This is a genomic window from Microbispora sp. NPDC046973 (assembly GCF_040644495.1).
Taxonomy (GTDB): domain Bacteria; phylum Actinomycetota; class Actinomycetes; order Streptosporangiales; family Streptosporangiaceae; genus Microbispora.
The window spans coordinates 14,022-32,752 of sequence record NZ_JBEYWQ010000027.1 but is presented as its reverse complement, the minus strand read 5'-3'; the positions used below and the strand labels follow the sequence as shown (position 1 = coordinate 32,752).

The following is an 18,731-nucleotide window of genomic DNA, read 5'->3' as shown; positions in this document are numbered from 1 at the left end:
CACGTTCCCCTCGGTGATTCAGTTATGGAGGCTCAGACATGGGCGCAAACGTCATGCCCCCGCCCGGATCCCGGCTGCGCCGGGCTCTGGTCGCCGGCGCTCTCGGCGTGCTCACCGCGGCCACGGCAGTGGTGACGGTGACGGTCCCCGCCGACGCCGCGGCGAGCACGCTCGGTGCGGCTGCCGCTCAGACCGGCCGCTACTTCGGCACCGCCATCGCCGGCGGCAAACTCGGCGACTCGAACTACACGACGATCGCGAATCGTGAGTTCAACATGGTGACGGCCGAGAACGAGATGAAGATCGACGCCACCGAGCCCAACCAGAACCAGTTCAACTTCACCAACGCCGACCGGATCTACAACTGGGCGGTGCAGAACGGCAAGCGAGTGCGCGGCCACACGCTGGCGTGGCACTCCCAGCAGCCGCAGTGGATGCAGAACCTGTCCGGGAGCGCCCTGCGCCAGGCGATGATCAACCACATCAACGGCGTGATGGGTCACTACAAGGGCAAGATTCCCTACTGGGACGTGGTCAACGAGGCCTACGCCGACAGCGGCGGCGGCCGGCGTGACTCCAACCTCCAGCGCACCGGCAACGACTGGATCGAGGTCGCCTTCCGCACCGCCCGCGCCGCCGACCCCGCGGCCAAGCTGTGCTACAACGACTACAACACCGACAACTGGACCTGGGCCAAGACGCAGGGCGTCTACAACATGGTCAAGGACTTCAAGTCCCGCGGCGTGCCCATCGACTGCGTCGGCTTCCAGTCCCACTTCAACAGCAACAGCCCCTACCCCTCCAATTACCGCCAGACCCTGCAGAACTTCGCCGCCCTCGGCGTCGACGTGGCCATCACCGAGCTGGACATCCAGGGCGGCTCCGCCTCGACCTACGCCAGCGTGGTCAACGACTGCCTGGCGGTCTCGCGGTGCATCGGCATCACGGTGTGGGGCGTGCGCGACAGCGACTCCTGGCTCGGCGCGAACACCAGCCCGCTGCTGTTCGACAGCAACGGCAACAAGAAGGCCGCCTACACCTCGGTCCTGAACGCCCTCAACGCCGCCACGCCGAGCACGTCGCCCAGCCCCGGCACCTCGCCGAGCCCCGGCACGTCGCCCAGCCCCGGCACCTCGCCCACCCCCGGTGGCGGGAACGGCACCGGGCCGATCAGGAATACCGGCTCCGGCCGCTGCCTCGACGTGCCCAACGCCAGCACCACGGACGGCACCCAGGTGCAGCTGTGGGACTGCAACGGCCAGACCAACCAGACCTGGACCTACACCTCCGCCCAGGAACTGCGGGTCTACGGCAACAAGTGCCTGGACGCGGCCGGCACCGGCAACGGCGCCAAGGTCCAGATCTACTCCTGCTGGGGCGGCGACAACCAGAAGTGGCGCCTCAACTCCGACGGGACCATCGTCGGTGTCCAGTCGAACCTGTGCCTGGACGCCGTCGGACAGGGCACCGGCAACGGCACCCAGATCCAGCTGTACTCCTGCTGGGGCGGCAACAACCAGAAGTGGACCTTCGCGCAGTGAGCCCGGCGGGGCCGCTCCCCCAGACCGGCTCCACCTGCTGACCCTTTCCCCTTAAGTTCCCTCTAGCCGCAAGCGATGGCCTCCGGTGCGCGCGCCGCACCGGAGGCCATTCGCGGGACCGTACATTTCCTCGGTCAGGTCCTTCTCGTTCAGGGCTTCGCCGCGAGGGCGCCGTAGGCCCAGGCGTGACCCCCGGGAATGCGCTCCCGGCCTTCGCGCTCGTCCGGCCGCCAGCGCACCACCTCGACCACACCCGGATCGATCACCTGCCAGCCCTCGAAGAACCGCAGCACCTGGTCGAGGGTGCGCGGCACCATCGGCGCGGTGCTGTTGTCGTAGGGCTTGGTGAAGTCCTCCTCGCGCACCTCGGGGGCGAAGTCGAGCGTGATGTGCGACAGCAGCAGACGGCTGCCCGAGGGCACGGCGGCCTTGAAGGTCTCGACCAGGCCGTACGGGTCCTCTTCGTCGGTGATGAAGTGCAGGACGCCCGCCATGATGACGGCCACCGGACGGTCGAAGTCGATCACGGCCCGGACCTCAGGGTGGGACAGGATCGTCTCCGGCTTGCGCATGTCGGCCTCGATCACCGAGGTCATCCCCCTGGCGCTGCCGGTCAGCAGCGCACGGCCGTGCACCAGCACGATGGGGTCGTTGTCCACGTACGCCACCCGGGCCTCGGGGTTGGCCTGCTGAGCGATCTCGTGGGTGTTGCCCTGAGTGGGGATGCCCGTGCCGATGTCGAGGAACTGCGTCATCCCCGCCTCGGTGGCGAGATGGTGCACCGCCCGGCGGAGGAAGGCGCGGTGGGCCCGCACGCCCTCGCGGGTGCCCGGCGAAACTTTCAGAAGGTGTTCGGCCGCCTCGCGGTCGGCCGCGAAGTTGTCCTTGCCGCCCAGCAGGTAGTCGTATATCCGGGCCGGATGCGGAACCGCGGTGTTGATCCGCGGGACGGGCCTGGCGGCCGGCTCGGGGTCCGTCAGCTCTGGCATCAGTGCTCCTTACTGTTGTCCCCTGATCGACACGAGGACACATGGGCGGCCGGCTGACCACGACGAGATGGTGCTCATCGTCCGCGAGGCGGCCGATACTTTCGTGGTATTTGTAGTAATTTTCGGAGAAACGGTATTCGTCCACCGGGATTCAGGTCAAGCCTCGCGGCCGATCATCGGTCGGCCCGCGGCCAGGCCTGCACCCGGCCGAACTTCCGAGAACTCGAATGTCGCGCCAATTCCCCCAAAAGGCACCAAATACGGCCTTCGGTAGTGGTGAACTGACGCTTATAGCGGGTTTTGTGGCGGATTCACATCGATAGCGGTGCCGATAGTGTGGAAAACTCGACGTTCACCTGGCGATGCCGCCGGGAGCGCACCACCGCTCCACGCGTTCCCATCCGCTCTCCACGGCCGGTTCGGCCCGTTGATCCCTTGCCGGGTCACGCGGGCGGGCGGGAGGCTGGGCGGATGCTGATCCGGACCCGCCGCCGCGCGGGCCTTTCGTCTACGCGAAGCCCTTCTCCACCGTTGACGGCGGATGACCGATATGACATACGGCTCCTCGTGAAGAAGATCCTCACGTGCTTCGTCCTCGTCGTCATGGTGACCGGCTGCCGGAGCGCCGCCGAGCCCGCGGCGCCGCCGCCCGTCCGTCCCCCGGGTTCGGCCACGATCGTGTCGCAGGAGGCCGTGGACGGGCGGACGGACAAACTCGTGATCGACTCCCCGGCCACGGGCGCGCGGCGCTCGGTGTGGGTGCTGAAGCCCGCGGCCTGGAAGCCGGGTTCCACCGGCTGGCGCGCGTTGTATCTGCTGCACGGCTGCTGCGCCGGCGGCGGCTGGGACTGGCTCAGGACGGGCGAGGTGGCTCGGCTGACCGCCCGCCTCGACGCCGTCGTCATCGTCCCCGAGGGCGGTTCGATGGGCTGGTACGCCGACTGGCGCGACGGCCCCGCCTGGGAGACGTTCCACACGACCGAGGTGCCGCGCCTGGTCGAGCCGCGGTACGGCGTCGGCACGCGCCGCGCGGTCGCCGGTTTCTCCATGGGCGGCCTCGGCGCGTTCGTCTACGCGGCCCGGCATCCGGGTGTGTTCGAGGCCGCGGCATCGTTCTCCGGGGTCCTCGACACCCGCGACGACGTCTCCGGATATCGGAGGTTCATGGCGGACAACGGCGTGGACACCGAGGACCTGTGGGGCGACCCGAGCGCCTGGCCGGAGCACAACCCCGCCGACCTGGCCGGGAGGCTGAAGGGCGTGCGCCTCTACGCGTCCGCGGGCGACGGGGAGCCCGGCCCGCTGGACCACGGGGACGGACCGGCCGATCGCACCGAGGCCGCGATCATGCGGCAGAACCTGAACTTCGCCAGGGCCGCGAAGAAGGCCGGGGTGACGGTGACGACGGATTTCTACGGAAACGGCACCCACACCTGGCCGTACTGGATCCGATCGTTTCAACGCGCGCTGCCGCTTCTCCTACCCTGAGACGCATGGGACGGGCCAATGATGAGGCAGCCGCGGCGCTGCAGGAGTACGCCGAGCTTTTCGCGCTGAACGGCGGGGACGCCTTCCGGGTGCGCAGCTACCAGAAGGCGGCCAAGGCCATCGCGGGGTTCCCCGAGGACCTCGGGGAGACCGACGTGCGGTCGATCCCCGGCGTGGGCGAGGCGATCGCCAAGAAGGTCGAGGAGTTCCTCGCGCGCGGCAGCTTCCGCCAGCTCGACGACCTGCGGGGCAAGGTGCCCGACGGCGTGCGCAGGCTGACCCGGATCCCCTCGCTGGGCCCGAAGAAGGCGCTGTTCCTGTTCCAGGAGCTCGGCATCGACTCCCCCGCCGCGCTGGCCGACGCGATCCGGGCCGGCCGACTGAAGGGCCTGCGCGGCTTCGGCGCCAAGACCGAGGAGAACCTGCTCAAGGGCATCGAGCACATGGAGCGGTCGGGCGACCGGGTCCACCTCGGCATCGCGACGGATCTCGCGGAGCGGGTCATCGCCTCGCTGCCCGCCGACCGGATCGCCTTCGCCGGGTCGCTGCGCCGGATGAGCGAGACGATCGGCGACATCGACATCCTCGCCGTCGGCGACCCCGGCCTGATGGAGCTGTTCGCGCGACAGCCGTACGTCACGGAGATCATCGCGAAGGGCGAGCGGAAGACCTCGGTCAGGACCGACCGCGGCCTGCAGGTCGACCTGCGGCTCGTCCCCGCGCAGTCGTGGGGCGCGGCCATGATCTACTTCACCGGCAGCAAGGAGCACAACGTCCGCATCCGGGAGATGGCGGTCAAGAAGGGCTGGAAGCTGTCGGAGTACGGCCTGTTCGACGGCGACCGGCTCATCGCCTCGGAGACCGAGGAGGAGATCTACCGGGCGCTCGGCATGGCGTGGGTGCACCCGGCGCTGCGCGAGGACGGCGGCGAGGTTCAGGCCGCGCTGCGGGGCGAGCTGCCGCGCCTGGTCGAGCTGCACGACCTGCGGGGCGACCTGCACACCCACACCGACCTCACCGACGGCATCGCCTCCCTGGAGGACATGGTGGCCGCCGCCGCGATGCGCGGCTACTCCTACTACGCGGTGACCGACCACGCGCCCGACCTGGTCATGCAGCGGATGACCCTCGACAAGGCCCTCGCCCAGCGCGCCCGCATCAAGGAGCTGCAGGCGAGATATCCGGACATGCGGCTGCTGCACGGCAGCGAGCTGAACATCGCCCCGGACGGCTCGGTGGACTGGCCGGCCGAGGTGCTGTCCGGGTTCGACGTCTGCGTCGCCTCGGTGCACTCGCACTTCACTCAGTCGCGTGAGGAGATGACCCGCCGTTTCATCGCGGCGTGCGAGAACCCGCACGTCCACGTCATCGGCCACCCCACGACCCGGAAGATCGGCAAGCGGCCGCCGGTGGACGCGGACTGGGACGCGGTGTTCCGCGCCGCCGCCAGGACCGGCACGATCATGGAGATCGACTCCTACCCCGACCGGGCCGACCTGCCCTCCGACCTCGTACGGCTCGCGCGTCACCACGGGGTCAGGTTCTCCATCGACAGCGACTCCCACGCCGTCCCGCATCTGGCCCACCAGAGGTTCGGCGTGGGCATCGCGCAGCGGGCCTGGCTCACCCCGGACGACGTGGTGAACACCTGGCCCCTCGACCGCCTGCTGGCCCACCTGGGCAGGGGCTGACCCGGAGGCTCTCCCGCCGCACGGCTCCGCGCCTCACAGCTCCTTGAGCATCGCGCGCAGCAAGGTCACGGTGTCGCGGGCCGACTCGGCCTGCACGCTGAGGTCGTTCATCACGGCGGTGTAGTCGTCCACGTCCTCCTGCTTGTCGAGGTACAACGCGCTGCTGAGCTGTTCGAGGTAGACGACGTCGGGCAGGTCGGGCTCGGCGAACCGCAGGATGGTGAAGGGGCCGCCCACCGCGGGGTGGCCCCCTGCATGGAAGGGCAGGACCTGCAGGGTGACGCTCGGACGCGCGGCAACCTCGATCAGGTGCTCGATCTGGCGGCGCTGCACGGCCCGGCCGCCCAGCGGACGGCGCAGCGCCGACTCGTCCACCACCGACCACAGCCGGGGCCCGTCGGCCTGGTCCAGGAGCCGCTGACGCCGCATGCGCAGGCCGACGCGGCGGTCGACGTCGGACTCCGTCGTCCCGCGGTGCCGCAGCCGGATCGTCGCCCGCGCGTAGTCCTCGGTCTGCAGCAGGCTGTGCACGAACTGGACCTCGTAGGTGCGGATGGTGGCCGCCGCCTCCTCCAGCCCGACGTAGACCTCGAACCAGCCGGGCAGCAGGTCGTTGTACTGGTGCCACCAGCCGGGGGTGCCGGCCTGCTCGGCGAGCGCCAGCATCGTCTCCCGCTCCCCGCCGTCGACGACGCCGTACAGGGTGAGCAGATCGGCCACGTCGCGCCGTTTGAAGGGGGTGCGGCCCAGCTCCAGCCGGCAGATCTTCGACATGGAGGCGCGGATGGCGTGCCCGGCCTGCTCGCGGCTGATGTTCCTGGCCTCGCGAAGCCGGCGCAGCTGGGCGCCGAGCATCATGCGCACCACCGTCGGCCCGCCCCGCGGCGCGACCGGCCGTGCGTCCGGGGAAGTCGCAGCCTCCGGCCGAGCCGAGATCATCCCTGTCCTCCCCGATACGGGTCTCGCCGGCACCGGCCGTACGCCGACGCCTCCGGTCACCGGATCGTAGCGCGGGCGAACACGTCCGTAATCGTCGTTTTGAGCCCGGCCGGTGTGGTTGCGTGCCGGAGCTTGATCGGAAAGGATGGGCGCGACGCGCGATCTGCCCGCAACGAGCGGAGATCATTGACGCGGGTGCGGTCCTCTCTCCGTTCCGACCACTCCGAGGCCCCCATGAGCGACACCCCTCCCGCCGGCGACGCCGGCGTCCGCAGGATCGACAGCAGCGTGCCCCACTCGGCACGCGTCTGGAACTACTTCCTGGGCGGCAAGGACCACTACCCCGTCGACAGAGAGGCGGGAGAGCGGATCCGCGCCGTCTTCCCCGGGATGGTGGACATCGCCCGCCAGTCCCGGCAGATGCTCGTGCGCACCGTCGGATACCTCGCCGGCGAGGCGGGAATCCGCCAGTTCCTCGACATCGGCACCGGCCTGCCCACCGTCGACAACACCCACGAGGTCGCCCAGCGGCTGGCCCCGGCGTCCCGGATCGTCTACGTCGACAACGATCCCCTGGTGCTGGTGCACGCCCAGGCGCTGCTGACCAGCACCGCCGAGGGGGCGACCGACTACATCGAGGCCGACGTGCGCGACCCCGGCCGCATCCTGCGGGAGGCGGCCGGAACGCTCGACTTCACGCGGCCGACCGCGCTCATGCTGATGGGCATCCTCGGCCTGGTGGCGGACTACGACGAGGCGCGTGACATCGTGCGCCGGCTGCTGGCGGCCCTGCCCTCGGGCAGCTATCTCGCGCTCTACGACGGCTCCGACACCGACCCTGCGTACGTCGAGGCGCTCGGCCGCTACAACGCGGGCAGCGGCGCCACCCCCTACACGCCGCGAAGCCCTGAGCAGATCGAGGGCTACTTCACCGGCCTTGAGCTGCTCGACCCCGGCATCGTCTCGGTGTCGCGATGGCGGGCGGAGGACAACCCGTGGGGCGAGCCCCGCGAGGTGGCCTGCTTCGGCGGCGTCGCCCGCAAGCCCTGACCCGGATTCGCGCGTCCCATCCCGCCCGCCACTTCGCACCGCCCTTCGTCGCGGCGCCCCGGACGAACGCGTCGGTGAACGCTACGAGCGCATGATGGCCGGTCGAGTTCAGCCGTGCATAAGCCGGTCAATCAGGGAATCTCGATTCTGAGCGCGACCGTGAAGAGGCACCAGGAAGGCATCAGCTGCCGGCGATTCGGCGCCACAGTGCCATATAGCCGCGCAGCATCCACGGGACGATCAGCCAGAGAGCGATGCCGGCGAGCGCGCGCACGGCCCAGGCGCCTGCGAGCATCGGCCCACCCCACGACGCGCGATACTCGCCGCTCAGACCGAACAGCGGCCGGGCCGGGTATCGCCACATCGAGTATCACGCCAAGCCAGCAGTACCCGACCACCACCAGCGACACCCCGTCCAGCGGCACCGCGGTGAGCCCGCGTACGCGCGAGAACACGGGTGTGTGCGAGAGCGTGGGCTTTCGCGGCGAATTCGAGCAAGCTTGATCGCCTACCGAAGAAAAGCGCCTTTGAGCTGGAGGAAACGAGAAAACTAAAATCTGGCTCGCGCGTGTTCTGGTGACTTCGCGCTCTCCGGCTCGGGCCGCCGACCCTCTCGGGACGGTCACGGGCGCGCCTGAACATCCCCCGGCGGCACGTGGGAGAAATGCGGCGGTAACGCGGCGTGGCGATGATGGTCACGGTGTGCAGGCGGGCGATTATCGTGCGCCAGAGGATCGCCGCGGGTGGGCGGCCACCGGGCGTACGACGCCGGGTGCCGGGGGCATGATCCCAGGCGGTGCTCGCGGGCGGCGGGGCCGGTGGCGAACCGGCGGCGGATCGGGCGGCGTGAGCGGGAGGATGACGAGATGCGCCAGTTGACGGCACTCGACGCGCAGTTCCTGAGCGTGGAGTCGGCGACGACCGCGGCCCACGTGGCGGGCGTCGCCATACTCGACCCGTCGACATCGCCCTCCGGCGCCCTGAACAGGGAGGCGCTGCTCGCCCTGCTGCGCGAGCGGCTGCATCTCGCCCCGCCGCTGCGGATGCGGCTGGCCGACGTGCCCTTCGGGCTCGACCGGCCGTACTGGCTGGACGACCCGGACGTGGACCTCGGCGCGCACGTGCACGAGGCGACCCTCCCAGCACCCGGCGGGGAGCGGGAACTGGCGGCGTACGTGGCGGGCGTCCACGCGCGGCGGCTCGACCGAGGGCGGCCGCTGTGGGAGGCGCACCTCATCCACGGCCTGGAGGGCGGCCGCTGCGCCCTCTACACGAAGGTGCACCACTGTGCGATCGACGGCGTGTCGGGTTCGGAGATCCTGACCGCGCTGCTCGACCCGTCGCCGCAGCCGCGCCGGGTGGAGGCGCCGCCCGCCCCGGCGCCGTCACAGCCGCCCGGACTGCTCGCGATGCTCGCCGGGGCGATCACCCGGTCGATCGTCCAGCCGGTGGAGACGCTGTGCTCGCTCGCCCGCGCCGCCGCCGACCTGGACACGATCCCGGTGGTGGCGGCGCTGCCCGACGCCCGGCTCGTGGCCCAGGCCGCCCGCGCGCTCGCGGGAGACGCGCGCCCGCTGCCCGAGACACCGCCGCTGGTCGCGCCGCGCACGCCGTTCAACGGCCCGATCTCCGGGGAGCGGGAGGTCGCCCTCGGCTCCGTGCCGCTGGCGGAGGTCAGGAGGGTGGCCAGGGCCTTCGGCATGGGCCCGAACGACGTGGTGATGACGCTGTGCGCCTCGGCGCTGCGGCGCTGGCTGCTCGCCCACGACGCGCTGCCCGACCGGCCGCTGGTGGCCGCCGTGCCGGTGGCGTTGCGATCGGCGGGTGCGGGCGGGTCGTCCCGGGACGCCGCGGGCGGACGGGTCGGCAACCGGATCTCGGCGATGATCACGCCGCTGGCGACGGACGTCGCCTCGCCCAGGGAGCGCCTGTCGGCCGTCCGCTCGGCGCTGGCCACCGCCAAGCGGCGCTTCGCCGTCTCCCACCGCACCTGGCTGGACGACGTGTGCGCGATGGTGCCGAACGCCTTCGCGGCGCTCGCCACGCCGGTGGTGTTCCGCCTCGCGGGGGTCGCGGGGGCGGGCGTCAACCTCATCGTGTCGAACGTGCCGGGTCCCCGCCTGCCGTTGTACCTGTGCGGCGCCAGGATGCTCGCCTACCACCCGCTGTCGGTGGTCACCGACGCCACCGGGGGGATCAGCATCACCTGCGCCTCCTATGACGGGCGGCTGGACTTCGGCGTCGTCGCGTGCCCGGCCCGGCTGCCGGACGTCCAGAGCATGATCGGCCACCTGCGCGAGGCGATGGACGAGCTCCTGGCCCTGCTCGGCGACTCCCCGGACGCCCCGGCCCCGCACGGCGACGCTCCTCTCGTACGGCCCCAGGAAGAGCAGGCAGAGCGGGAGGAGCGGGAGGAGCGGGCGGAGCGGCAGGAGATGGTGCCCGCCTGACCGCCCGTGATCGCGCCGGGAAGGAGCACGGCCCTTCGTCAGTGCAGGGCGTTGGCGATCAGTTCCGCGACCGCGTCGGGGTCGATGTGATGGCCGGTGAGCAGGCAGATGCTCTCCTGGTAGAGCAGGACCGCGGCGAAGGTCGCGGCGGCGGCCTCCAGCCGGGCGGCGTCACCGCGCCCGCCCGGCAGGGCGAGCTCCAGGGCGAACCTGGCCCGGCGGATGATCTCGGTGTTCAGGCGGCCCAGGCGCTCCCGTACGGACAGGTGGGTGTCGGCCTCCCGGAACAGGATGCGCCGCATCGCGGGGGACGCGCGCAGCGGCAGCCTGCGGGCGAGCCGCGACAGCGCGCCGGCCGCGTCGCCGGGGACCGCCTCCACCTCCTCCTCGACCACCACGGTCCGCTCGTCCACCAGCGAGATCAGTACGTCGATCTTGCGGGGGAAGTAGTGGAAGACCAGGCCCTTGGGCACGCCGGCGAGCTCCGCGATGCGCGCGGTCGGCGTGGCCTCGTAGCCGCCGCCGGCGAACAGTTCCTCGGCGGCGTCGAGGATGCGGGTGCGGGCGTCGCCGTCGGGCGGCTGCTTCCTTCTCCGCGAGCGTGACCACGCCTTGGCGGTCTGGAGAGGGCTGTCCACGGACCGAACCATAACCAGAGTGGGCGCCCCAACACCATGACGCGAGGGACAGGGCCGGCTCCCCGGCGGCGGTGGGAGGCACCGCCGGGGGCCGGCGACGGGTGGCCGGCAGCCGGCGTCAGTGGCTCGTGGCCTCCTCGGCGCCGAGGCCGGTGAGCGAGCGGACCTCGATCTCGGCGTACTTCGACGCGTTGTACTCCTTGCTCAGGATCGTGCCGAGGTAGCCGCACAGGAAGCCGATCGGGATCGAGAAGATGCCCGGGTTCGACAGCGGGATCAGGTGGAAGTCGGCGTCGGGGAACATCGCCGTCGGCGCGCCCGAGACGACCGGCGAGAAGATCACCAGCACCACGGCGGAGATCAGGCCGCCGTAGATGGCCGAGACCGCGCCCGCCGTGTTGAACCTCTTCCAGAACAGGCTGTAGAGGATCGCCGGCAGGTTGCCCGACGCGGCCACCGCGAAGGCCAGCGACACGAGGAAGGCCACGTTGAGCGACTGGGCGAAGATGCTCAGCGCGATCGCGACGGCGCCGATCACGAACGCGGCGACGCGGGCGACCACGACCTCCTGACGCTCGGTGGCGGCGCCCCGCTTGAACACGTGGGCGTACAGGTCGTGGGCGAAGCTGGAGGAGGACGCGAGGGTCAGGCCCGCGACCACCGCGAGGATCGTGGCGAACGCGACCGCCGCGATGACCGCCAGCAGGACCGTGCCGCCGACGTCGCCGAAGAGGTCCTGGCCCACCTTCTGAGCGAGCAGGGGGGCCGCCGTGTTGCCCGCCTTGTCCGCCTTGGCGATCGTGCCCGAGCCGACCACGGCGGCGGCGCCGAAGCCGAGCACCAGCGTCAGCAGGTAGAACACGCCGATGATGCCGATGCCCCACAGGACCGACTTACGGGCGTCCCTGGCGGTGGGCACCGTGTAGAAGCGGATCAGGACGTGCGGCAGGCCCGCCGTGCCGAGCACCAGGGCCAGGCCCAGGCTGATCAGGTCGATCTTGCCCCAGGTCCCCTGGGCGGCGGTGCCGTACTTGAGGCCGGGCTTGAGGAAGGCGTCGCCCTTGCCGCTCGCGTTGGCGGCGTCGCCCAGCAGGCCGGACAGGTTGAAGCCGAACTTGCCGAGCACGAGCAGCGTGATCAGCGCGGCGCCGACCATCAGCATGACGGCCTTGACGATCTGCACCCAGGTGGTGCCCTTCATGCCGCCGAAGACCACATAGATGATCATCAGCAGGCCGACCGCGATGATCGTCCAGATCTTGCCGGCCGCGGAGTGGACGCCGAGCAGCAGGCCGACGAGCGCGCCCGCGCCGACCATCTGCGCGAGCAGGTAGAAGATGCTGACGACGATCGTGGACACGCCCGCCGCCGTACGGACAGGGCGCGGCGACATCCGGAACGCCAGCACGTCGGCCATCGTGTACTTGCCGGAGTTGCGCATGAGTTCGGCGACGAGCAGCAGCGCGACGAGCCAGGCGACGAGGAAGCCGATCGAGTAGAGGAAACCGTCGTAGCCCGACAGCGCGATGATGCCGGCGATGCCGAGGAACGACGCGGCCGACATGTAGTCGCCGCCGATCGCCAGGCCGTTCTGCAGGCCGCTGAACGACCGGCCGCCGGCGTAGAAGTCCGCCGCGCTCTTGGTGTTGCGGCTGGCCCAGAACGTGATCGCCAGCGTGAGGGCGACGAAGACCAGGAAGAGGATCGTGGACAGCGTCTCGTGGCTCACTTGGCGCCCTCCCCGACCTCGTCACGGCTCTCGGCCCCGCCGCGCAGCTCGTCGGCGATCGGGTCGAGCTTGGCCGCCGCGTGCCGCGAGTACGCCCAGGCGATCAGGAACGTCGACACGAACTGCAGCACGCCGAAGACAAGGGCGACGTTGATGTTGCCGAACAACTTCGTGCCCATGAAGTCCCGGGCGAAGCCGGACAGCACCACGTAGAGCAGGTACCACACCAGGAAGGCGATGGTCATGGGGAAGGCCCAGGACCGGTAGCGGCGGCGCAGCTCCTGGAACTGCTCACCCGCCTGTATACGCTCATAGACCGATGGATCGTGCTGGACGGTCACAAGATCTCCCTCGGAAAGTGATCTGGATCACTTCAACGTAGGAGCGCGCCGTGTCCGCCGACGAGTCCCGGGGGCCGCCGAGTCGCCCAGCCGTACCACCCGCTCGTTCACAAGGCGCGTCCGTGCGACGAATGGTCGGTTGTACGCGCCGAGCGGTCGCGCATCGCGTTACATGAAACGCCGGACACGGTGAAACTGCGGCACGCAGCAAGATCTTCGACTACATGAAACGCGGGCGCCAGTCGCCCCGGTCGACGTTCAGCGTCTCCGGCGTGTGCAGGCGGACCATCGTGCGCGCCACGCCGTGCGGCACCCGCGACGGCGTCAGCAGCGACACCACCACCATGACCGTGAACGACACCGGCACCGTCCAGGCCGCCGGCTCCGCCAGCAGCGAGCCCGCCCAGCCGGTGTGCGGGCCGCCGATGATCGTGATCACGACCGCCGCGCAGGCCAGCCCTCCCCCGGCCAGCAGCCCGGCGATCGCCCCCGCCGTCGTCAGCCTGCGCCACCAGATGCCGAGCACGAGCAGCGGGCAGAACGACGAGGCGGCCACGGCGAACGCCAGCCCCACCACGGTCGCCACCGGCAGCGACCGGGCCGCACCCGCCAGCGCGAACGGCACGAGCACCGCGAGCACGGTCGCGACGCGGAACGAGCGCACCCCGCCGCGCAGGATGTCCTGTGCGATCACCCCGGCGACCGACACCGTCAGGCCCGACGAGGTGGACAGGAACGCCGCGAACGCCCCCGCGGTGACCAGCGCGGTCAGGAACTCGCCCACGGGCCCGCCGACCAGCCGCCCCGGCAGCGCGAGGACCACGGTGTCGCTCTCCGGCATGCCGTAGACGTGGCCGAGGTAGCCGTACACGGCGGGCATCAGGTAGAAGGCGCCGAGCAGCGTCAGCACGACGAGCGTGGTGCGGCGGGCGGCCCGGCCGTCGGGGTTGGTGTAGAAGCGGACGAGCACGTGCGGCAGCCCCATCGTCCCGAGGAACGTCGCCAGGATCAGCGAGTACGTCTCGTAGACGGGGTGATCGCGTCCGTGGAGCGGCAGCACCCACTCGTCCCCGGGAACGAGCCCCGGCCTTCCGTCGGACCACCAGGCCACCAGCATGAACGCCAGCGGCACCGCGAGCGCGGTCAGCTTCAGCCAGTACTGGAACGCCTGGACGAACGTGATCGACCGCATGCCGCCCGACAGCACGTTGGTCGCGACCACCACCGCAACCAGCAGGCTGCCCGCCCACGGCGGCGCCCCGGTGATCGTACGGAAGACCAGCCCGGCGCTCTGGAACTGCGGCATGAGGTACAGCCAGCCGATCAGCACGACGAGCACGCTCGACAGCCGCCGCACCGCCATCGACTCCAGCCGCGCCTCGGCGAAGTCGGGCAGCGTGTAGGCCCCCGACCGCCGCAGCGGCGCCGACACCAGCACCAGCAGCACGAGGTAGCCGCCGGTCCAGCCGACCGGCAGCCACAGCATGTCCGCGCCGAAGGTGAGGATCAGCCCCGCGATGCCGAGGAACGAGGCCGCCGACAGGTACTCCCCGCCGATGGCCGAGGCGTTCCACAGAGGCGAGACCGTGCGGGAGGCGACGTAGAAGTCCGACGTGGTGCGGGACACCCGGATGCCGAACGCGCCGATGAGGACGGTCGCCAGCATCACCAGGACGACCGCGGCGATCTGGCTCACCGGCGCTCCGTCCTCATCGGCGTCCTGTCCTCATCGACGCTCCACGAGGTCGGCGAAGTCGCGCTCGTTGCGTTCGGCCTGCCGCACGTACAGCCAGGCGCCCACGACGAGCGCGGGGTAGATCAGCCCCGCGAGCACGACCCACGGCAGCGGCAGCCCGAGCAGCTCGGCCGCGCGCAGCTCCGGGGCCAGCAGGAACAGCAGCGGCAGCCCGCCCACGACGCAGGCGAGCAGGCTGCACACGAACAACGCCAGGCGGAACTGGGTCCGCACCAGGGAGCCCATGTAGACCTCGCCCAGGCGGGTCTGCTCGTCGATCTCCCGGGTGAGGGGATGCCGTGGCCTGCGCGCCGCCGCCGTGCGCGGACTGGTCACCACCACCCTGCGGGGCTTGCCGATCGGCGCGGCCCCCTCGCCCTGTCCGCGCCCGCCGGTCGCCCCCGCCCTGCGGGGCTTGCCGGTCATCGGGTCTGGCCCCGCCGGGCCCGGCGGACGAGCAGGTCGCGCAGCTCCCGGGTGTGGCGGCGGCTCACCGGGATCTCGGTGTCGCCCACCCGCACCACGCACTTGCCCGAGTCGATGTGCAGCTCGTCGATGTGCTTGACCGCCACGAGGTGGCTGCGGTGGACGCGCAGGAACCCGGCCGACGCCCAGCGCTCCTCCAGCGTGGCCAGCGGGATGCGGACCAGGTGGCTGCCGGTCGCCGTGTGCAGCCGCGCGTAGTCGCCCTGCGCCTCGACGTAGCGCACCTCCGTGCTCGCCACGAACCGGGTGACGCCGCCCAGCTCGACGGGGATCGTGTCCGCCTGCGGCCCCTCCCCCGGCTCGCCCCGGCTGCCGCACACCCGGCGGATCGCCTCGGCGAGCCGCTCGGGCCGTACGGGCTTGAGCAGGTAGTCCTCGGCCTTCAGCTCGAAGGCGTCCACGGCGTGGTCCTCGTATGCCGTCACAAAAACGATCTTCGGCGGGCGGCTGAACTGGGTCAGCAGCCGGCCCAGCACCACCCCGTCGAGCCCGCGCATGCGGATGTCGAGGAAGACCGCGTCCACCGGCCTGCCGTCCGCGATGGCGCGGTCGAGGAGCCGGAGCGCGGCGGCCCCGTCGCGGGCGGTGAGCACGTCGCCGATACGGGGATCCGCGCGCAGCAGGTAGGCGACGTCCTCCAGCGCGGGCTGCTCGTCGTCCACCGCCAGAACCCGCAGACCGCTCACGATCACCCCTCTCACCGACCGATCCCCTAGAGAGTGATGACCGGAACGCGGGTAAGTCAACGCCTCCTCATCACGAGCGGATTACGGCTGGGATCGCGGCGGTCGTCCGAGCTCAGCCCGAACGGCGGCGGAGCAGCGCCCCGGGGTCGATCGTCACCCGGAACGGCTCGTCGATCGTCACCGGCGCACCCACCCGCACGTCGTGACGCTCGCGATATTCCCCCGCGGCGAGCTCGAAGACGATGAGGCGCGGCTCCTGCTGATCGAGGCGGACCACCCAGTAGAAGGGAATGCCGATGCTCGCGTAGACCTGACGCTTGGTGATCATGTCACGGGTGATCGCGTCCTTGCCGGTGATCTCGGTGACGATCAGGACGTCCTGCCCCTTGAGCAGGTCGTAGCCGCCCTCGGCCAGCTTGCCCGGCACGGTGACGGGATCGGGGCTGCGGTAGCCGGGCAGCGAGCCTGGAACGTTGACGTCGACCGGCCCGATGGTGATCAGGTCCCAGCCCGGCGTCCTCGGCCGCGTCATCGAGGATGCGCATGAGCCGGTTGGCGACGTACTGGTGCTCGGGTGCGGGGGAGTTCATGACCAGGAGGTTCCCGTCCTCGATCTCGTACCGGAATCCTTCTGGCAGGTCGCGCGTGTCGTCCCGGGTCCACGGATACATCGTCCCGTGCTGGTCGAACTCGATCGTCACGCTCATCAGCTTAGATCCTCCGGGCAATGGGCGGCCTGACCAGTACGGACACCAACGGTAATGACATGGATACGCACAGCCTTTCGAAAGGCCAGGCGACGGTCCTCTCGGCGCATGCCGCCGTTCACGCCTGGACTCCGGGGTGATACTTGGGGATCCGCACGGTGACCTTGGTGCCGGCGCCCTCACCGGTCTCCACCACGAGCCCGTACTCGTCGCCGTAGACCTGGCGCAGCCGCTCGTCCACGTTGGCGACGCCGATGCCGCCCGCGCCCGAACGGTCCTCTCCGGCGAGCACCCGCCGCAGCCGTTCGGGGTCCATGCCGACGCCGTCGTCCTCGACCGTGATGCCGCACTCCGCGCCCGCGTCCTCGGCGACGATCGTGATGCGGCCCACGTCCGGCTTGGCCTCCAGGCCGTGCCGTACGGCGTTCTCCACCAGCGGCTGCAGGCACAGGAACGGCACGGCCACGGGCAGCACCTCCGGCGCGATCCGCAGCGTGACCTGGAGCTGGTCGCCGAACCTGGCCCGCTCGAGCGTGAGGTAGCGGTCGATCGAGCGCAGTTCCTCGGCGAGGGTGGTGAAGTCGCCGTGCCGCCGGAAGGAGTAGCGGGTGAAGTCGGCGAACTCCAGCAGCAGTTCCCTGGCCTGCTCGGGGTCGGTCCGGACAAACGACGCGATGGTGGTCAGCGAGTTGTAGATGAAGTGGGGCGAGATCTGCGCCCGCAGTGCGCGGACCTCCGCCTCCATCAGCATCGTCCGGGAGCGGTCGAGCTCGGCCAGCTCCAGCTGGGAGTCGACCCACCGCGCGACCTCCTGCGCCGCCCGCACGAGCCCCGCCGAGGCGTGGTCGCCGTACGCCGCGAGCGAGCCGACGACGCGGTCGTCGGTGGTCAGAGGGACGACGACGGCGTGCCTGACGGGGCACTCGGGCCGTGTGCAGTCGAGCGCGAGCACCTGGGTGCGGCCGTCCTTCAGCGTCTCCCCGGCGTGCTCGAACGCCTCGGCCGCGTGGTGGTCGCCCGCGCCGTCGTAGACGAGCAGCTCCTCGCCGTTGGTGATGGCGATGGCCGGGGAACCGAGCAGTTCACGCAGGTGCCGCGACGCCTTGAGCGCTCCGGCCTGGGTCAGCCCGGCGCGCAGCGGCGGCGCGGCCAGCGACGCGGTGTGCAGCGTCTCGAACGTCGCCCGCTCGGCGGGGCTGCTGCCGAGGTCGCGCCGGCCTCGCAGCACCCGCCACAGCACGACGGCCGGCACGGCGACGAGGACGGCGACGACGAGCGCGGTGACGACCGGTTCCACGCCGCCGCAGCCTACTCCCGACCGGTGGGCACTCCGGTCCCAGGACCTACCGGGCGGCCGTCTTGTGGACGAAGGCGGCGACGGCCTCGCCCAGCGCGCGGCCCGCGTCCTCCTGCAGGAAATGGCCGGCGTTCGCGATGACAGGGTGGTCGAGCCCGGCCGCGCCGCGCATGGACTTCTTCAGGATCGGCGCCATGCCCCCGGTGATCGGGTCACGGTCGGAGAACGCGACGAGGAACGGCAGGTCGAGGGCGACGAGGGTCTGCCAGGCCGCCCGATTGGCGGGGGCCGCCGGGTCGTCCGGCGTGATCGGCACCAGGCCCGGCATCGCCCGCGGTCCCGCCTTGAACTCCTCCGACGGGAACGGCGCGTCATAGGCCCGCCGTACGGGCTCGGGCAGCTCGGTGACGCAGCCCGACTGGACGAACCGGGCGATGTCGAGCACGGGCGCCTTCTCGACGGCCTCCCGGAAGCGGTGCCACACCTCGGGCATCGGGATGTCGCCGGTCGGCAGACCGGTGTTGGCGGCGACGACCCCGGCGAAGCGATCCGGGTGCTCGGCGACGAGCCGCAGTCCGATCAGCCCGCCCCAGTCCTGGCCGACCAGCGTCACGCCGCGCAGGTCGAGCGCGTCGAAGGCGAGCGACCGCACCCACTCCACGTGCCGGGCGTACGTGTGGTCCTGCGGGCGGGACGGCTTGTCCGACCGGCCGAAGCCCACCAGGTCGGGGGCGACGGCCCGGCAGCCCGCCTCGGCCAGCACGGCCATCACGTGCCGGTAGAGGAACGACCAGCTCGGCTCCCCGTGCAGCAGCAGCACCGGCGGGCCGTCCGCCGGGCCCGCCTCGACGTACGCCATCCGGGCGCCACCGGTCACCTCGGCGTAGCGGGGTTCATAGGGGAAGCCGGGCAGGTCGGCGAAGCGTTCGCCGGGGGTGCGGAGGAAGTCCATGCGGTTGCCTTT

17 protein-coding genes are annotated in these 18,731 nt (G+C 71.0%); 5 read left to right on the top strand and 12 right to left on the bottom strand.

Features of this window, described 5'->3' with window-relative positions; translation table 11 throughout:
• Positions 1-38: 38 nt before the first annotated feature.
• Complete coding sequence (locus ABZ860_RS34145; protein ID WP_357228297.1) at positions 39-1,541, top strand: endo-1,4-beta-xylanase; 1,503 nt, start codon at positions 39-41, stop codon at positions 1,539-1,541.
• A gap of 149 nt (positions 1,542-1,690) precedes the next feature.
• Here the strand turns inward: ABZ860_RS34145 and ABZ860_RS34140 are convergent, their stop codons facing one another.
• Positions 1,691-2,530 carry an SAM-dependent methyltransferase gene (locus ABZ860_RS34140; protein ID WP_357228294.1) on the bottom strand — a complete coding sequence of 280 codons (840 nt, stop codon included), beginning with the start codon at positions 2,528-2,530 and terminating at the stop codon, positions 1,691-1,693.
• 567 nt (positions 2,531-3,097) lie between these two features.
• Between ABZ860_RS34140 and ABZ860_RS34135 the strand changes: the two genes are divergently transcribed.
• The gene (locus ABZ860_RS34135; RefSeq protein ID WP_357228292.1) at positions 3,098-4,018 is read left to right on the top strand and encodes an alpha/beta hydrolase family protein; all 921 of its coding nucleotides are present in this window, start codon (positions 3,098-3,100) and stop codon (positions 4,016-4,018) included.
• Between the two features lie 5 nt (positions 4,019-4,023).
• Positions 4,024-5,709, top strand: coding sequence for a DNA polymerase/3'-5' exonuclease PolX (gene polX, locus ABZ860_RS34130; RefSeq protein ID WP_357228288.1), 1,686 nt, complete (start codon positions 4,024-4,026; stop codon positions 5,707-5,709).
• Positions 5,710-5,742: 33 nt separating this feature from the next.
• Here polX and ABZ860_RS34125 read toward each other — a convergent pair whose 3' ends face one another.
• A complete protein-coding gene (locus ABZ860_RS34125; RefSeq protein WP_357228286.1) occupies positions 5,743-6,648 on the bottom strand; it encodes a helix-turn-helix transcriptional regulator in 906 nt (301 codons plus the stop codon).
• Positions 6,649-6,882: 234 nt separating this feature from the next.
• Here ABZ860_RS34125 and ABZ860_RS34120 point away from each other — a divergent pair, with 234 nt between their 5' ends.
• The gene (locus ABZ860_RS34120; RefSeq protein ID WP_357228283.1) at positions 6,883-7,698 is read left to right on the top strand and encodes an SAM-dependent methyltransferase; all 816 of its coding nucleotides are present in this window, start codon (positions 6,883-6,885) and stop codon (positions 7,696-7,698) included.
• Positions 7,699-7,879: 181 nt separating this feature from the next.
• On the opposite strand, the gene ABZ860_RS34115 is transcribed toward ABZ860_RS34120, so the two are convergent.
• On the bottom strand, positions 7,880-8,062 hold the full coding sequence (locus ABZ860_RS34115; protein ID WP_357228280.1) for a hypothetical protein: 183 nt from the start codon (positions 8,060-8,062) through the stop codon (positions 7,880-7,882).
• 502 nt (positions 8,063-8,564) lie between these two features.
• Here ABZ860_RS34115 and ABZ860_RS34110 point away from each other — a divergent pair.
• Entirely contained in the window at positions 8,565-10,148 is a 1,584-nt protein-coding gene (locus ABZ860_RS34110) for a wax ester/triacylglycerol synthase family O-acyltransferase (RefSeq protein ID WP_357228277.1), read from the top strand.
• A 38-nt stretch (positions 10,149-10,186) separates the two neighbouring features.
• Here the strand turns inward: ABZ860_RS34110 and ABZ860_RS34105 are convergent, their stop codons facing one another.
• From ABZ860_RS34105 to ABZ860_RS34065, 9 genes are all read right to left on the bottom strand, one after another.
• A complete protein-coding gene (locus ABZ860_RS34105) occupies positions 10,187-10,786 on the bottom strand; it encodes a helix-turn-helix domain-containing protein (RefSeq protein ID WP_357228274.1) in 600 nt (199 codons plus the stop codon).
• A 118-nt stretch (positions 10,787-10,904) separates the two neighbouring features.
• Positions 10,905-12,515, bottom strand: coding sequence for a cation acetate symporter (locus tag ABZ860_RS34100; protein WP_357228272.1), 1,611 nt, complete (start codon positions 12,513-12,515; stop codon positions 10,905-10,907).
• Positions 12,512-12,856, bottom strand: coding sequence for a DUF485 domain-containing protein (locus tag ABZ860_RS34095; protein WP_357045504.1), 345 nt, complete (start codon positions 12,854-12,856; stop codon positions 12,512-12,514). The genes ABZ860_RS34100 and ABZ860_RS34095 overlap by 4 nt, the downstream gene beginning before the upstream one ends.
• A 220-nt stretch (positions 12,857-13,076) precedes the next feature.
• Entirely contained in the window at positions 13,077-14,552 is a 1,476-nt protein-coding gene (locus ABZ860_RS34090; RefSeq protein WP_357228269.1) for a cation acetate symporter, read from the bottom strand.
• A gap of 30 nt (positions 14,553-14,582) precedes the next feature.
• On the bottom strand, positions 14,583-15,017 hold the full coding sequence (locus ABZ860_RS34085) for a hypothetical protein (RefSeq protein ID WP_357228267.1): 435 nt from the start codon (positions 15,015-15,017) through the stop codon (positions 14,583-14,585).
• The gene (locus tag ABZ860_RS34080) at positions 15,014-15,763 is read right to left on the bottom strand and encodes a LytTR family DNA-binding domain-containing protein (protein ID WP_357228446.1); all 750 of its coding nucleotides are present in this window, start codon (positions 15,761-15,763) and stop codon (positions 15,014-15,016) included. The genes ABZ860_RS34085 and ABZ860_RS34080 overlap by 4 nt, the downstream gene beginning before the upstream one ends.
• Positions 15,764-15,875: 112 nt before the next feature.
• The gene (locus ABZ860_RS34075; RefSeq protein WP_357228264.1) at positions 15,876-16,295 is read right to left on the bottom strand and encodes a Uma2 family endonuclease; all 420 of its coding nucleotides are present in this window, start codon (positions 16,293-16,295) and stop codon (positions 15,876-15,878) included.
• Between the two features lie 293 nt (positions 16,296-16,588).
• Complete coding sequence (locus ABZ860_RS34070) at positions 16,589-17,767, bottom strand: histidine kinase (RefSeq protein ID WP_357228262.1); 1,179 nt, start codon at positions 17,765-17,767, stop codon at positions 16,589-16,591.
• A 46-nt stretch (positions 17,768-17,813) separates the two neighbouring features.
• Positions 17,814-18,719, bottom strand: coding sequence for a haloalkane dehalogenase (locus ABZ860_RS34065; protein ID WP_357228259.1), 906 nt, complete (start codon positions 18,717-18,719; stop codon positions 17,814-17,816).
• Positions 18,720-18,731 lie beyond the last annotated feature (12 nt).